This window comes from Kitasatospora sp. NPDC058063 (assembly GCF_042885395.1).
GTDB classification, from domain to species: Bacteria; Actinomycetota; Actinomycetes; order Streptomycetales; family Streptomycetaceae; genus Kitasatospora; species Kitasatospora lactacystinica.
In genome coordinates this window covers 48,134-63,176 of sequence record NZ_JBHVSD010000017.1, presented here as the reverse complement: position 1 = coordinate 63,176, position 15,043 = coordinate 48,134, and the positions used below count along the sequence as shown (strand labels likewise).

The following is a 15,043-nucleotide window of genomic DNA, read 5'->3' as shown; positions in this document are numbered from 1 at the left end:
CACGCTGTCCCATGAGCTTCCCCTTCTCCCGGACTGCCTGGTGAATCTGGGGCAAGAGTGGCTGCTGTGTCGGGTGTGGCGGCAGAGCGCGTTGGGCGGTGCGCGAAGCACTCAGAGCCGGAAGGCGAGGACACGCTCAAGACGACACACCGCCCGGAAGATCACGATCCGTAGTTGGTGGGTAAGCGACCGTGATCCGCCCGCAGGAGCCGGCCCCGCGAGCCGGCCAGCGCCGTAGATACAGCGGCTGTTGGGATCGCACGGTGGTGCTTGCTGAAGGGCCGACAGATCTCGGTCACCGGCAGTAGCGGCGGCGGAGCGGACAGCCTGGGGACCATTTTGGGACCACACCCGATGAGCGCTCATGAACGCTGATGGTCGAAAACGGACGCTTGTGCGCAAAGTAAACACTGGGCCACCGTCAGCGGCCCGTGGCATCACTTCCGCTGAGAGTCTCCAACTCACGTGCACCTCAGGATAGTTGAGCATCAAAGAAGCCGAGACCTTGAGGTCTCGGCTGTCGACAATAGTTGAACCCCTTGACTGGGGGTCAAGGGGTCGCAGGTTCAAATCCTGTCGTCCCGACAGTGATGTCGGAAGGCCGTTGGCCGGGAGAAATCCCAGGTCAGCGGCCTTTTTGTTGATGGTGTGGCAGGTGGTGGGCAGCTGCGGCGCCGCCGTTTTGTGATCTTGCTGGGGACCAGCCAGGGACCGCAGCCGTCGGGCGGAGGGCCGCCGCAATCCGGTGCGGCGGCCGCGCGTTCGCGCCTGCACGAGGGCGTCGACCTGCCAGCCCGGGGGACCTTGGGCAGTCCGATCAGGGCGTCGATGTTCAGGTGCACGGCGAGCAGGGCCTTGAGGTTGCGGCTGGCGAGGAGATCCAGTTCGACTGGGTGGAGCTCCCGGGGCTGGAGTCGTCCTCGCGGGACGACCCGGTCGGCCTCCTCGCGTATCCGCGGTTCGGCGAGCTCGGCCAGCCGCGTGTTGCGGTCCCGGAGGATGTCCTCGTTGACGGCCCATTCGATCCGGTGCCGGCCAGCCGCGTTCTCCGGGGCACCGCGCCACAGTGCCACGGCGCTGCCGATGGGTGTGTGGACCCGGGTCCTTCAGGCAGGGCGGTGCGGTGGTCAGTTCGGTCGGGTGGCCGTCAAGGGTTGTGTTGAACTCCTCGTTGGTGTCCTGCTGTTCGGTTGCTGGCAGGGTGCGGATGCCGGTGGCGGCCAGCAGGGTGTTGTCCAGGATGAGGGCGCCGTACTGGGCGATCAGCGCCGGTAGGGGCTGTTCGCCGGGCGCGTCCCGAGCCACGGCGCCGTCGTCGCCGTTCCAGCGGCTTCGAGTGCGGCGGCGCGCAGGATCTGGCCCGGGGTCAGTATGGGGGGAGGGCATGGGCGGCACCGTAACCGCCTCCGGAGCGGCCCGGGGCGGATTCGCGTGGCCGGTCCCCTGAACGAGGTGCCCGGCGCCGCCACGGACCTCGGCGGGGCAGGACAGCCAGGGCCACCGGCGGTTCGACCGTCCTCCAGGTCCGGTGCGGCGGTTGTAGGGTCTTCGCGTGCGGTGGTTCCAGCGGGGGCCGTGGCGGTTGGGGTCAGTGGTGTCCCCGGGGGGCGGAGGACGGGTTCGCACTCGTTTCGTCGTGCGGTGCGTACGGGTGGGGGAAGGTGTCCGCCTGCGGCTGGGTGGCCGGCCGGTCGGTGGGGCGTCCGGGGCGCGGGGCCACGACAGGCTGCGGCCGAGGAGCGGGGCCACGGCGGGTACCAGGACGATGGACAGCAGGAACGCGGAGAGCAGGATGCCGAACGCGGTCGCGAAGCCGATCTGGTGGGTCGAGGGCTGCGGGGTCATGGTGAGGCCGGCGAAGGAGCCGGCCAGGACGAGGCCCGCGGTCGCGATGGCCGGGGCGGTGTGCCGGAGGGCGCGTGCGACGGCGGCCAGGGGCGGACCGGGGTGTTCCGTCTTCTCCCGGATCTGGTCGCTGATCAGGATGTTGTAGTCGGTGCCGAGCGCGACCAGGGGTAGGAACAGGAACAGGGGCAGGGGCAGGGTGAAGTTGACGCCCGGCTTGCCCATCGCGTGTTGGAACAGCAGGGCTGCCGCGCCGGGGGTGGCCGCGAAGTCGAGGTGCAGCAGCAGGAGGAGGACGAACACCCCGATGAGTGCGGCGGCCACGGGGAAGACGAACCGCAGGTCGCGGTCGACGGCGGCGCGGATCGGTCCGGAGACCAGGTCACGGGCCTGCTGGGACTGCGAATCCGCGGTGAGGAACAGGTCGATCCTGGCGGCCTGCCGGTCCTTGCTCAGGACCGGCTCGGCGACCTGGCCGACGCCGGTGACCCGGGTGAGGCCTTGGGCGAGGCCGTCCGGCGCGCCGGGGGAGAGCGGGCCGGCGCCCTTGGTCTCGATGTAGACGCTGGTCGGCACCGCCACGCCGGCCGACACGCCGGTGGGCGCCCTGGCGGGGGCGGGCGGTGCGGCCGGACCGAGGGCGGGCCGCACCGGTACGGTCTGATCGGAATGCGGAACGCGTCGCGCTGCCTGGTGGCAGGCGGTGTGGACGGTGGTGGCTTCCGGGTGGTGGCCAGCCTGCCGGTGGCGCCGGTCGACGGTGAGGAGCGGCCCGGATGACCCGGGAACTGCCCTGGTGTCGGGTCCTCGCGCTGAGCACGTTCGACATGGGCGAGTACGTGGTGGCCGCCCTGCGTGCCGGCGCGTCCGGGTTCCTGCCCAAGGACTGCTTTTCCGAGGAGCTCTCGGCCGCCGTGCGCACGGTGCACACGGGGGAGCGGGGCCGGTTGCCCCGAGCCGCCCCAAGCCGCGAGGCCGTCCGGTGCCCGGACCCCGCGCGCGGGAGCCGGCCCGAGGGGTGGGTCAGCGGCAGAGGGCTGCGTCCAGGGCGGCCGCCATGTGCTGTGCGCCGGCCTCGTCCGGGACGGTGGTGACCGTGATGCTGGCGGCGCGGCCGTCGTCGGTGACGCCGCCGCGGGAGCGGTAGCCGCGGGCGGTGCCACCGTGGCCCCAGGCCAGGCCGCCGCAGGAGAGCGGCTTGCTCTGCAGGCCCAGACCGTAGCGGACACCCGGGCCCAGGAGTTCGGCGGGGACGGTGGTGCGCATCTGGGCGAGCTGCGCCGGGGGCAGGAGCCGGCCGCCGAGGAGTGCGGTGAAGAACGAGTTGAGGTCGGTGTTGGTGGAGACGATCGCCCCGGCCGCCCAGGCGATCGAGGAGTCCATGTCGGTGAAGTCGACCAGGGGCGCGTCCGGCGAGCTGCGGAAGTAGCCCTTGGGGTGGGCCTCGTGGATCGTGGTGTCGCCGGGAGTGGGGAAGTAGGTGTGGCGCAGGCCGATGCGGTCGATGACGCGCTTGGTGATCTCCTCGCCGACGGGCCGTCCGGTGACCTTCTGGATGATCAGTCCGGCGACCAGGTAGTTGGTGTTGCTGTACTCCCAGCCGGTTCCCGAGGGGAAGCGGGCCTTCTGGGCGAGGGCGCCGTCGAGGAGGTCGCGGGGCTCGAAGTAGCGGAACTGCAGGGCGGTTTCGTCCGAGAGGGCCGGGGCTTCCAGGTAGTCGGGCAGGCCGCTGGTGTGCTGGAGCAGCTGGCGGACGGTGATGTGGCGTCCGTCGATGCCGTCGCCGCGCAGCAGGCCGGGGAGGTAGGTGTCGACGGGCTCGTCGAGGCCGATCTTTCCTTCGGCGACGAGTTGGAGGACGACGACGGCGGTGAAGGTCTTGGTGTTGCTGCCGGCGCGTACCTGTCCGTCGACGGGGGGCTTGGCCCCGGTGGCGGTGTCGCCGACGCCGGCGGTGTAGGTGCGGGTGCGGCCGTCGCGGTCCTTGACGGAGGCCAGTGCGGCGGGCAGGCCGTCGTCCTTCACCAGCGCGTTCAGGCTCTGCTGGACGCTGTCCGGCTTGCCGCCGGCGAATGCCGCGGTCGGTGCCAGCGCCCCGGCCGCCATGACACCGGCGGCCACGGCGGTCACGACCGCCACCGCCCGGTGCCGGCCGCCCCGGCGGGAACGTTGGACGCGGCTGTGCGGTGTGTGCTCGTTCACGGAGGAACTCCTCTGCTGAAGGGGGAATTGCCGGGCTGGGCGGGTTCCGCGCGCCGAGGCGTGCCGGGGCGCGCGGAACCCGTTGGTGGTGCCGGTGCGGATCGCGGATGCTCAGGCCGGACTGGGGAGGGTCCGCGGGGTCAGCGGCACAGGGCCGCGTCCACCGTGGCCTTGACGTGCTGCTCGGCCTCGTCGCCCGGGATCGCGGTCACCGCGATGCCGGCGGCGCGGCCGTCGTCGGTGGCGCCTCCGGCGGTGTAGTAGCCCGGGATGGTCCCGCCGTGGCCCCAGTACACGCCGCCGCACGACAGCGGATGGCTCACCAGGCCCAGCCCGTAGCGGACGCCGGGAGCCACCTCGTCGGCGGGGACGGTGGTGCGCATCTGGGCGAGCTGCGCCGGGGGTAGGAGCCGGCCGCCGAGCAGCGCTGTGTAGAAGCGGGTGATGTCGCCGGGGGTGGAGACGACGGCGCCTGCCGCCCAACCCCAGGACGGGTCCAGCTCCGTGTAGTCGCGGAGCGAGCCGTCGGCTTCCCGGTTGTAGCCCTTGGGGTGGGCCTCGTGGATGGTGGTGTCGCCGGGGGTGGGGAAGTAGGTGTGGCGCAGACCGATGCGGTCGACGACGCGCCGGTTGACCTCCTCGCCGAGCGGTCGCCCGGTGACCTTCTGGATGATCAGGCCGGCCAGCAGGTAGTTGGTGTTGCTGTACTCCCAGCGCGTACCCGGGGCGAAGTGGGCTTTTCGGGCCAGAGCCGCGTCGAGGAGCTCGCGCGGTTCGTAGTACCGGTTCGGGCTGGTGAGGATGGAGTCCTTGTCCACGTACTCGGGCAGGCCGCTGGTGTGCTGGAGCAGTTGGTGGACGGTGATGTGGCGTCCGTCGATGCCGTCGCCGCGCAGCAGCCCCGGCAGGTAGGTCTCGACGGGCTCGTCGAGGCCGATCTTTCCTTCGGCGACGAGTTGGAGGACGACGACGGCAGTGAAGGTCTTGGTGTTGCTGCCGATCCGTACCTGCCCGTCGACGGGGGGCTTGGCCCCGGTGGCGACGTCGCCGACGCCCGCGGTGTACGTGCGGGTGCGGCCGTCACGGCCCTTCACGGAGGCCAGTGCGGCGGGCAGGCCGTCGTCCTTCACCAGCGCGTTCAGGCTCTGCTGGACGCCGTCCGGCCTGCCGCCCGCGAATGCCGCGGTCGGTGCCAGCGCCCCGGCCGCCATGACACCGGCGGCCACGGCGGTCACGACCGCCACCGCCCGGTGCCGGCCGCCCCGGCGGGAACGTTGGACGCGGCTGTGCGGTGCGTTCTCGTACACGGAGGAACCCCTCTGGATGGACCGTTCCGGTGATTTCCGGCCTTGGTCAAGAGGACCATTCAGAGGTGGGGGAGTTCGTCCGCACCCAGGACGAAACCGAACCTGGGAGCCGGCTCCGGGAGACGCCCCTGGGCCAGGACCGTGCTCCTGGCCCAGGGCGGGGACAGGACCACCCGCCATGCCCACGGGCCAAAGCATCTGCCGGTCGGCCGACACCATCTGCGAGCCCCGCGCCCTGCTCGCCGTCTCCGGACTTGCCGCTGGGGGTCAAGGGCCCCTTGGCCGGCACCGGGCTGCCCGTGGCTGGTTCCGTCGGTCGGTGTGCGGTCTACTGCCTGCCGGAGCGGGGCCTCGGGAAGCGGCGGGTGGCACGGGCGGAGACCAGGGCCAGTGTGCCGAGGCCGACCAGCAGGGTCGAGGGCGGTGTCGCCGCGTTGAAGGAGTCCGAGGCCGTGACGGTGACGCCTGCGGTGGTGGTGGCGGTGACCGGGGAGGTGTCGGTCTCCTGGGTGCCGGCGGAAATGCGGACAGGGACCGGTGCCGGGTGGCGCCGGTCCCTGTCGGGCCGCGGGGGTGGGGTGGGTCAGTAGGAGTCGGGGGTGTGCTGCCGCGGCGGGTGGGTGTCCCTGGGGGTGAAGGCGGTGGCCCAGGGGGTGGTGACGGTCTCCAGGACGCCGGGGGCCGGGGCCGGCTGTGGGGCGGGCTGCGGGGGGAGGGGTTCGGCGGCGCGGAGCTGGTCGATGCTCCTGGTCATGCCCGTCTTGAGGCGGGGCGTCAGGGGCTTCTCGATGAGCCGGTGGACCAGCCAGGAGGCGACGAGCATGCCGGTGATGACGATGGCGACCGCCGTCCAGGGCTTGGTGCCGTGGTCGTAGAGGGCGCGCAGGGCGGTCCAGCCCATGGCCTCGTGGAGGAGGTAGAGGGGGTAGGTGAGGGCGCCGGCGAAGGTGAGCCAGCGCCACTGGATCCGGGAGCCCCAGCCCATGGCCACCGCGGTGATCACGAGGTAGGAGAGGGTGGTCAGCAGGACGGCGGGCCAGGTCGGCAGCTCGGGCCGGCCCAGGACGGTGTTCACGTCGTGCTGGTGCTGGATGGTGTAGAGCACCGAGAGGATCCAGCTGATCCCGACGATGCCGAAGAGCATGAGGTTGGGACCGTACCGGTGGACCAGGTAGAGCGCGAGGCCGGCGACGAAGAACGAGGAGACGTCCGACATCGCGAAGAACTCCAGGACCGGCCACTTGGTGCTCGCCGCGACGATGCCGGCGACCGTCCAGATCGAGCAGAAGGCCACGATCCGCCGGTAGGTCACGCCCTGCCAGACCACGATGGCGAACAGCAGGTAGAAACGCAGCTCGGCCCAGAGCGTCCAGTAGACGGCGTCGACATTCGGGATCCCCAGACCCACGTGGAACATGGTGAGGTTGGCGAGGACCTGCTCGGAGGGGAGCGGCTGGCGCACGAGCGGCCACATCGTCACGACCGCGGTGGTGAGCAGGACGGCGAACCAGTACGCGGGGTAGAGCCGGATGACCCGGGAGCGGACGAAGTCGCCCACCGGACGGCCCCAGCTGCTCATGCAGATCACGAAGCCGCTGATCACGAAGAACAGGCAGATGCCCGTCCAGAGGTACGCGGCGGGCGCGGAGGCGCGGTGGAACACCTGCTCGGCCGGCTTGCCCCAGGCGCTGATCTCGGGCTTGGTACCGCCGCCGTAGCCGATGTAGTGGTGGAAGACCACCATCAGCGCGGCCAGGATGCGCAGGCCGTCCAGGACGGCGAGACGGCCGCCCTTGGCGGATTTGCGGCGGCCCGAGGAACCTGGTCGTTGCCGGGGGAAAATGCTCACGGCTGACGATAACGCACGCCCTGTAAGCCGCTTGCAGACCCCTGTGCATGACAGGGCAGGGCGGCGACGGGCTGCGGCAGGGCGTTTTCCCGTGGTCGAGGCACGTGCTGGGAGGGGCGGGGCCGCCTCCGGGGGCGGACGGTGCGGTCGGGGAGGGGTCGGGGACGGGGCCGGGACGCGACGGGTCGGGGACGGACGGTGCGATCGGGGAAGGCCGGGGGCGGGCCGCCCTCGGGAGTTCCTGACGCGCGCGCCCTGGCGCGGGAGTGGACCACCACCCCGCACCAGGACGCACGACGGACCGGCGCGCGAAGGGCGCGCCGGCCGGAGCGCGTCGGTCAGAGCGTGCCGGTGATCGTGGTGCCGGTGTGGTTGCCCGGGATGGTGGTGAGGTCGAGGTTCTCGGGGGCGGCCCAGGTGCCGTCGTTGTGGCGGGCGGTGAGCAGGACCTTGTTGTCCGTGGTGGCGATGGCGAACACGGCGTCGGTGTCGACGGGCGCGGCGCTGATGCTGGTGCCCGTGACGTTGCCGATGACGCCGCCGAGGGACGTCACGGGCTGCCAGGTGTGGTTGAGGTAGCGCATGGTGTGGTACTGGCCGTCGCTCGCGATGAGGGCGAGGTTGAGGTTGTTGCCCTGGCGGGAGACGGCGACGCCGCTCACCGGGCCGGTGCTGCCCGCTGCCTCGGAGACCGCCCCCCAGGTGCCCCAGTTGCCGGAGCCGGTGCGCAGCGTGTGGTAGACCTTTCCGCCGGCCACGGCCGCGATGTGCAGTTCGGGTCCGGCGTCCCCGGACGCTCCGGCGGCGGAGATGGCGGTGATGCCGTTGAGCGGGCCGGTGACGTCGGTGACCACGTTGAACGAGGTCCACTGGCCGGCGCCGTTGCGGATGGAGTGGTAGAGGGTGCCGTTGGCGACCACGACCACGTGCAGGTTGTCGCTGATGGAGGCGATGGAGACCTGGGTGATGCCGCTGAGGTCCGTGAGGGCGACGTTGAGGTCGGCGAAGGTCTGCTTCCAGCCGCCGTCGAGGTTGCGGATGGCGTAGTGGAGGTGCCCGTCGCCGCCCAGGGCGATGATGTGGGTGTCGGCATTGATGCCGGCCGAGGCGACGGCGCGCACCCCGCCGATGTTGCCGGCCGTGGCCTGGACGTCCTCGTACGGGGTCCAGGTGCCGTCGTAGAGACGGCTGGCGAAGTAGAGGTTGGCGTCGCTGCGCACCAGGGCCTGGGTCTTCCAGCCCACGGCCTTCGCCCGGGTCTGCTGCACCCAGCCGGCGACGTTGTCGACCCGGGAGTTGTAGGCGCCGGTGCGGGTCTCGGTGGCGGGCACGCCCAGGCAGCCGCCCTGCCAGGACCGGGAGGCGACGGCGACCAGTTCGGCCTTGCCGCCCGTCTCGCGGATCACGGGGGCGCCGGTGTCGCCCTTGCAGATCGCCGCGCCGCCCGTACCGGTGGTGCCGATGCCGGTCGCGCTCACCGTGTCGAGCGAGAAGGCGCCGGTGTGGAGCTTGAGCGGAGCCCACTCGTCCTTGGTCCGGCCGTACGCGGGCACGCGCAGCGTCTGCCCGGCGGTCGGCGCGGCGGTGGCGACCGCCAGCGGGGCGATGCCGTCCACGGGCGTGGCCAGCCGGGCCATGACGAGGTCACGGCCGGCGTACGGCACCAGCTCGGACACCTCGGCGGTCCTGCCGCCCGTGGTGGTCAGATCGGTGCGGCCGACGGTCGCGACGGTCTTCCACTTCGGCGCGCCGGCTGCCAGCGCCTGCGGCTGCGCCGGGTCGTCGGAGAAGCAGGAGGCTGCGGTCAGCACCCAGTTGCGGTCGACCAGCGCACCGGTGCAGGCGCGCAGGGTGTCGCCGATCGCCAGGCGCGCGGTGAAGGCGTAGAACCCGTCGGCGGCCGCGTTGCCGACCACGGCGCCGGCCGGGGGCGTGGCGAGGGACGTCAGGGCTCCGGCGGCGAGGACGGCGGTCAGCGCGCCCGCCCGCAGGTTGCGGGACGAGGAGGTACGAGGCATGAGTGGGCTCCCGAACGTGAGAGGTGGTGATGCGGGTGGTGGTGGTCAGCCGGTGACGGTCAGCTCGACGAGGGCGGCCGAATCGCCGCCGGTGCCTACGCCGACTCCCTGGAAGCCGTTCGTCGGGACGTCGACGGTCTGGGTGGTGGTGCCGACGGTGAGGCCGGCGCGGACCGCGCGGCCGCCGCTGGTCTGGACGAAGAAGACGTCCGGCAGCTGGAGGGAGAGGGATCCCGTCGTGCCGGTGACGGTGAAGCAGATCTGGTTGTCCGGGTTGCCCGGGGCCAGGGTCCCGATCTGGATCTGGGACTTCGAGCAGTCGGCGGCGAGCATGATGTGGCCGTCGCCGCGCAGCAGCTTCACCTTGGTGATCGCGGCGGCGCCGGGGTAGGAGAAGTCCTCGACGGCCGGCGGTGCGGCGGAGTTGTCGGCGGGGGTGGTGTCGGCGGCGGCGATCGCGGAGGCGCCGCCGAGGACCGTGGCGGTCACCGCGGCGGTGGCCAGCCACCGGCGGGCGGTCCTCCGGGTGCGGGAGGGGTTGTCTGTCACCTGGGGCTCCATCGGGAAGGTGGGCGGGGAGCGGGGGCGGCGCGGGTCAGCCGGTGACGCGCAGTTCGAGCAGGGTGGTGGGCTTGCCGGTGCCGTTGCCGGAGCCGATCCCGACGGGGACGGCGGTGCCCTTGGCGATGTCGACGCTCTGGGAGACGCCCTCGCTGGTGAGCTTGGCGTTGACCGAGTAGTCGTCGGTGCGGATCCGGAATACGTTGGGCACCTCGACGGCGAGGTAGCCGGTGGTGCCGGTGGCGCGGAAGCAGATCTGGTTGCCCTTGTCGTTGGGCAGGTCCCAGCTGAGCACGCTGATCTGGTCGTCGACGGTGCAGTCGGACAGCACGATGTGGCCGTCGCCGCGCAGCAGCTTCACGTTCGGGTACGGGGCCGGGCCGGGGTGGATGAAGTCCTCGACGGCCACCGACGCGGCCGAGTTGTCCGCCGGGGTGCCGTCGGCGGACGCGAGAGCGGTGGCTCCGAGCGTGGCGGCCGCGGCGACGGCGCCGCCAACGAGCCAGCGGGACATGCGCTTTGCCATGACTAATCCTCTTCGTTCATCTCGCGTTGCCCTGATGGGCAGATCCGCGGAATCGGGTGACCGGCCTGAATGGTGGGCGAACCGGCTGAACGTGACCTGACGTCATTCCGTCGGTGAATGACCCGAAATGACGGCACGACAGACACCCAGGGCACCTGGCGGAATCCGGCCCATCGAACCAGATCGGCCGGTGTCCGGACAACCGCTTTCGGCTGGTGGCCAGGCAAGATGTCACGCTTTCAAGGTCATTGGGTGCTTGCTGGCGGTGCGGTTGTATTTGCTTGGCTATGCTCGCCGCCGGGCGTTTCATTGCCGTTGCTTCGCCCGGCAACTATCGGAATTCGTAGACGCTCTGATGTGTCGTCACTTAGGTTGGCTCCGCTACGGCCGGATTCGGCCGATGTCGAACAGTGGAGGTTCTTCCCGTGCGTCAATCGATATCCCGTTCACGACGGCGAGGGAGGGGAGGGCCGCCGCTGTGGGGCAGGCTCTCCCTGAGCCTGCTGCCGCTCGCCCTGACGGCGGGTCTGGTGGGGGCGGCCACTCCGAGCGCCTCCGCTGTCGAGCCGGCCCCGGGGCAGGTTCAGCTGAGCGCACGCGAGCGGGTGCTGCAGGCTTGGCTCGACGGTGGTCCCCGCACGCACGAGCTCGCCGAGACCGTGTTGGCGGGTTCGGACCAGGACGTGACGCAGTTCGTCTACAACGAGCTCGTCGGTTCCCAGCACGCGGACGACCTGCTCGCCGCCACACAGATCGAGGGCGTGGGCGGGTCGAAGGTCCGCGAGGCCGCGGGCAAGGCGATCGAGGGCACCCCCGCAGAGCTGCGCGCGTTCCTGGAGAGCGGCTGGCAGTCGGCCATGGACGCGGACCGACGGCTGTGGATCACCCGGATCACCGACCCCGCTATGGGTGCGGGCCGTGGTGTTCAGGCGGCGGGCGATGCCGCGCTGCGCAGCAACAGCAGCGATGAGCTGCAGCGGTTTCTGACGGAAACCCAGTTCACGGCCAAGGACGGCGACGACCGGGTCAAGCTGGTCCAGATCCTGAGTTCCGGTGGTCCGAACACCCAGGCGGCGGCCCGTGCGGCGCTGAGCGGGTCGATCCAGGACGTGCGGGACTTCCTGACGACCGGCCAGTACGTCGCGCAGAACCGTGACATGGAGCGCGCGAGCATCGCGCAGCTGGTGCAGCAGGCGAAGGACGCGGGCGCGCAGGCGGCTCAGGAGACCGCTGCGGCCATCGAGGCCAAGAACACGGCGGTCTACGAGGCGCAGAAGGCCATGGAGGCCGCCGCCCGGGCCGCGTTCGAGACGCAGCAGGCCGGCAACGACTCGGCCAAGGCCACGGAGGCGGCGAACAAGGCCGCCAGCGCGGCCGAGCGCGCGGGTAAGGCAGCGAACACCGCGCTGTCGGCCGCCCGTGCGGCCAACGCGGGTGCGCGGGCCGCCGCCTACGCGGCGTCGAACGCGGCGGCCGCGGCGGCCGGTGCCCAGCGCGCTGCCGCCGCCGCGCGGACCTCCGCGGCTGCGGCGGCCGGTGACGAGACGAAGGCGCACGAGGCGCGGGTGGCGGCGGACGCCGCCGACGCGGCCGCGAAGCTGGTGGAGGCCGCGAAGGACACGCTCGTCCACGCGGACAAGGCCCTCAGTGACAGCCAGGCCGCGGCGGGTGCCGCGCTGAGCGCGAAGGGCAACGCGGATTCCGCGGCGGGTTCGGCCGAGCAGGCCGGTGCCTACGCGGCCAGTGCCGGCGGGCAGTCGGCGAAGGCCAAGCAGGCCGCGGCGGCGACGCGTCGCTCGGCCGCCGAGGCCGGCCGTGCCGCCGCCGCCGCGCAGCAACTGGCCGGGGAGGCCGCGACGCAGTCGCAGGCGGCCGCGGCGTTCCTGAAGTCCGCGGGGGAACACGCCGCCGCGGCGGCGCAGGCCGCCCGGGACGCCGCCGACCACGCCGGACAGAGTGCCAACGCCGCGCAGGAGTCGACGGACCATGCGAACGCCGCCTCCGGGTTCGCCGCGGACGCGCAGAGTGCGGTCGACAAGGCCAACGCCCTTCAGGACCTGGCCCGTCGCACCGAGGCCGAGGACCTGACCAACCGCACCGCGATCGCGGTGGAGAAGGCCCGCAAGGCCAAGGCCGACGAGGCGGAGAAGCAGGCGCAGACCGACCAGGCCGCCCAGCAGGTCCAGCAAGCCAAGGCCGAGGCCGACCGCCTCGCCGCGCTGGCGAACCAGCCCGGCGCCACCCCGGCGCAGGTCGCCACCGACGGCCGCAAGCTCGCCCTGATCTCCCGCAAGATCTCTGGTGAGTGGGGGGCAGCGGCCGCCGAGGCCGCCGTCACCGGCACCGACACGGCTGTCCTCACCTACGTGAAGACCGGTCGCCGGGAAGCCGAGGAACGCGACGCCCGTGACAGCGTCGCCGCGATCCACAAGAACTCCGACAGCGAGGCGGTCCGCACCGCGGCCTACACCGCGCTGCAGGGCAACGCTGCCCAGATCGGCGCCTTCCTGGCCAGTGGTCAGTACGAGGCCGTCGCGCCGGAGAACCGGCTGACGATCACCCGCATCAGCGACAAGGCCGGCCCCGGCGTCAAGGCCGCCGCCGACGCGGCGCTGCGGACCAACACCCCTGCCGCGCTGCGGGACTTCCTCGGCAAGGGGCTGTCGGACGCCCAGGCCGCCGACGACCGGCTGACCGCGGTCCGGCTGGAGGACGCCCCGACCACCGAGCCCGAGCTCAAGGCCGCGGCGAAGATCGCCCTCGAAGGCCCCGTGCAGGGCCTGCGGGCCTTCGTGGCCGAGGGTCAGTACACCGCCCAGCAGAAGGACCAGCTCACCGCCCTGCACGTCGCCGACGTCCAGGGCCTGATCGCTCAGGCGACCGCCGCGTCCGCCACCGCCCAGCAGAACGCGGCCACGGCCCAGGCCGCCGCCGCCATCGCCCGCAACGCCGCCAACGAGGCCAAGGGCTACGAGGCCGCGGCCCAGGCCTCGGCCGGCACCGCCGCCGAGCACGTCGCCAGGGCCAAGGCCGCTGCCGACGCCGCCCAGGCCTCCGCCGCCCGGGCGGCCGCCTCCGCGAAGACCGCCAACACGGCCAAGGTCTCGGCCAACCGCGACGCCGCCAGCGCCGTCCACTCCGCCAGCAGGGCTGAACGCTCGGCCGGGCAGGCACGGATGGCCGCAGCTGAAGCCCATGAGTCCGCGAGCGCGGCCCGGGCCTCGGCGGAGGCGGCCGGCAGGGACGCGACGGCCGCCCAGGCGTCGGCCGACGACGCTCGCGCCAACTACCAGGCGAAGTTCGACGCCGAGCAGAAGGCCGAGGCCGACAGGCTCGAGGCCGATCGCAGGGTTGCCGAGAAGCAGGCGCAGCTCGAGAAGCAGAAGCAGGACTCGATCGCGGGGATCGAGGAGGAGATCAAGAAGGCGAAGGAGGACAACGAGAGCTCCAACGCGATCTACCGCCTCGTCTCCGAGAGCATCCACCTCACCCTCGACGTCATCGGCGGTGCGGGCGGCGTCATCGCCCCCGGCCTCGCCGACATCGCGGACCTCGTCAACTGCGCCTACTACGCCGTCGAGGGCCGCACCACCGACGCGGTCACCTCGTGCATCGGAGCGATCCCCTTCATCGGTGACGGTGCCGCCGTTGCCAAGCTCGCCCAGTGGGCCAAGAAGTTCGGGTCCTGGGGCGAGAAGGCCGTCGAGTTCATCAAGAAGCTCGTCGGGCGTCTCCCCAAGTCCTGCCCGCTGAACAGCTTCCCGGCCGGTACCCGTGTCCTGATGGGTGACGGCTCCACCCGCGCGATCGAGACGGTCAGGATCGGAGACGAGGTCCTCGCCACCGATCCCACGACGGGACAGACCGGACCCCGCCGGGTCACGGCCACCATCTACGGCCCGGACGACCGCGACTTCACCGATCTCTCACTCGGTGGCGGTCAGGCCCTGACCAGCACCGACCACCACGCCTTCTGGTCCGAGAACCAGAAGAAGTGGGTCGACGCCGTCGACCTCAAGAGCGGCGACGAACTGCGCGACCCGGCCGGCCAGCCCCGGCGCATCGAGGACGTCCGGCACTGGAACACCCTCCAGCCCGCCTACAACCTCACCGTCGAAGAACTCCACACGTACTATGCACTCGCCGGGACCACGCCGGTCCTGGTGCACAATGACGACTCGAACCTGTCGCCCGAAGACCTCAAGGCGATCCGGACTTACGAACAGCGGATTGCCGAACACGAGCAGAAGCTGAAAGAATATATCGCAAATCCGGACGCATACGACAACAAGGGATTCCTGAAGAATGCGCCCAATGATGAGGTGCGACGCTCGATAATTGAGGGAAGGGTCAAGCACCTCGAGAAGGAGATCCAGACCTTCAAGGACAACATTGCCAAGCTTCGCCCGGGAGGATGCTAGTGAACGAACCTGATGTGCGCATCTCCCTGGAGAGGCTGCGCGAGGCGCTTGACGTACTCGTGCGCCATGTCGCCGCCGGCGTGCCGGCCGGAGAGATCGCCATCCAGCAAGACGCCTTCTGGTCGGTCCCGGTAGCGTCGATGGCCGATGTCTACTCCGGTCCTCCGGAGCTCACCATCGGCATGGTCTCCGAATCGTGGAGTCATGTCGAGGAGATGATCGACGATGAGGACAAGGTCGTCGGATATGGCCTGGTCTGGCTTGCCGATGTGCTCCGTGCCATCGGGTCGAAAGTCGTGTGATCGCCAAGCCGT

The 15,043-nt window shown here is 71.4% G+C and carries 10 protein-coding genes and 2 pseudogenes; 4 read left to right on the top strand and 8 right to left on the bottom strand.

Annotated elements, in window-relative coordinates:
- Positions 1 to 566 precede the first annotated feature (566 nt).
- Both ACFVUY_RS27080 and ACFVUY_RS27075 read right to left on the bottom strand, forming a co-directional pair.
- A complete protein-coding gene (locus ACFVUY_RS27080) occupies positions 567 to 1,073 on the bottom strand; it encodes a hypothetical protein (protein WP_387734329.1) in 507 nt (168 codons plus the stop codon).
- Positions 1,074 to 1,665: 592 nt separating this feature from the next.
- Positions 1,666 to 2,148: pseudogene (locus ACFVUY_RS27075) on the bottom strand (MMPL family transporter); the annotation flags it as partial.
- Here ACFVUY_RS27075 and ACFVUY_RS27070 point away from each other — a divergent pair.
- Complete coding sequence (locus tag ACFVUY_RS27070; RefSeq protein ID WP_387734326.1) at positions 2,122 to 2,625, top strand: hypothetical protein; 504 nt, start codon at positions 2,122 to 2,124, stop codon at positions 2,623 to 2,625. The pseudogene ACFVUY_RS27075 and the gene ACFVUY_RS27070 sit on opposite strands and share 27 nt — an antisense overlap.
- Positions 2,619 to 2,801, top strand: a pseudogene (locus ACFVUY_RS27065) (DNA-binding response regulator); the annotation flags it as partial. The gene ACFVUY_RS27070 and the pseudogene ACFVUY_RS27065, both read left to right, overlap by 7 nt.
- Positions 2,802 to 2,868: 67 nt before the next feature.
- On the opposite strand, the gene ACFVUY_RS27060 reads toward ACFVUY_RS27065, so the two are convergent.
- The 6 genes from ACFVUY_RS27060 to ACFVUY_RS27035 all read right to left on the bottom strand — a co-directional run bounded on the left by ACFVUY_RS27060 (position 2,869) and on the right by ACFVUY_RS27035 (position 10,308).
- Entirely contained in the window at positions 2,869 to 4,047 is a 1,179-nt protein-coding gene (locus tag ACFVUY_RS27060) for a serine hydrolase domain-containing protein (RefSeq protein ID WP_387734092.1), read from the bottom strand.
- A 140-nt stretch (positions 4,048 to 4,187) separates the two neighbouring features.
- The gene (locus ACFVUY_RS27055) at positions 4,188 to 5,258 is read right to left on the bottom strand and encodes a serine hydrolase domain-containing protein (RefSeq protein ID WP_387734313.1); all 1,071 of its coding nucleotides are present in this window, start codon (positions 5,256 to 5,258) and stop codon (positions 4,188 to 4,190) included.
- A gap of 679 nt (positions 5,259 to 5,937) precedes the next feature.
- On the bottom strand, positions 5,938 to 7,203 hold the full coding sequence (locus tag ACFVUY_RS27050; RefSeq protein WP_387734090.1) for an acyltransferase family protein: 1,266 nt from the start codon (positions 7,201 to 7,203) through the stop codon (positions 5,938 to 5,940).
- 338 nt (positions 7,204 to 7,541) lie between these two features.
- Positions 7,542 to 9,221 carry a trypsin-like serine protease gene (locus tag ACFVUY_RS27045; protein ID WP_387734087.1) on the bottom strand — a complete coding sequence of 560 codons (1,680 nt, stop codon included), beginning with the start codon at positions 9,219 to 9,221 and terminating at the stop codon, positions 7,542 to 7,544.
- 45 nt (positions 9,222 to 9,266) lie between these two features.
- Positions 9,267 to 9,770 (bottom strand): hypothetical protein, encoded by a 504-nt coding sequence (locus tag ACFVUY_RS27040; protein ID WP_387734084.1) that lies wholly within the window; start codon positions 9,768 to 9,770, stop codon positions 9,267 to 9,269.
- Positions 9,771 to 9,816: 46 nt separating this feature from the next.
- Positions 9,817 to 10,308, bottom strand: coding sequence for a hypothetical protein (locus tag ACFVUY_RS27035; RefSeq protein ID WP_387734082.1), 492 nt, complete (start codon positions 10,306 to 10,308; stop codon positions 9,817 to 9,819).
- A gap of 425 nt (positions 10,309 to 10,733) precedes the next feature.
- Between ACFVUY_RS27035 and ACFVUY_RS27030 the strand changes: the two genes are divergently transcribed.
- Together ACFVUY_RS27030 and ACFVUY_RS27025 are read left to right on the top strand one after the other, a co-directional pair.
- Positions 10,734 to 14,729 carry a polymorphic toxin-type HINT domain-containing protein gene (locus ACFVUY_RS27030; protein WP_387734080.1) on the top strand — a complete coding sequence of 1,332 codons (3,996 nt, stop codon included), beginning with the start codon at positions 10,734 to 10,736 and terminating at the stop codon, positions 14,727 to 14,729.
- Positions 14,729 to 15,031, top strand: a complete 303-nt coding sequence (locus tag ACFVUY_RS27025; RefSeq protein ID WP_387734077.1) for a hypothetical protein — start codon at positions 14,729 to 14,731, stop codon at positions 15,029 to 15,031. Before ACFVUY_RS27030 ends, ACFVUY_RS27025 begins: the two co-directional genes overlap by 1 nt.
- Positions 15,032 to 15,043 lie beyond the last annotated feature (12 nt).

Bases quoted from the DNA above. Each gene is read 5' to 3' on its own strand.
- ACFVUY_RS27045 (WP_387734087.1), bottom strand. From the start codon at position 9,221: ATGCCTCGTACCTCCTCGTCCCGCAACCTGCGGGCGGGCGCGCTGACC.
- ACFVUY_RS27035 (WP_387734082.1), bottom strand. From the start codon at position 10,308: ATGGCAAAGCGCATGTCCCGCTGGCTCGTTGGCGGCGCCGTCGCCGCG.
- ACFVUY_RS27055 (WP_387734313.1), bottom strand. From the start codon at position 5,258: ATGGCGGCCGGGGCGCTGGCACCGACCGCGGCATTCGCGGGCGGCAGG.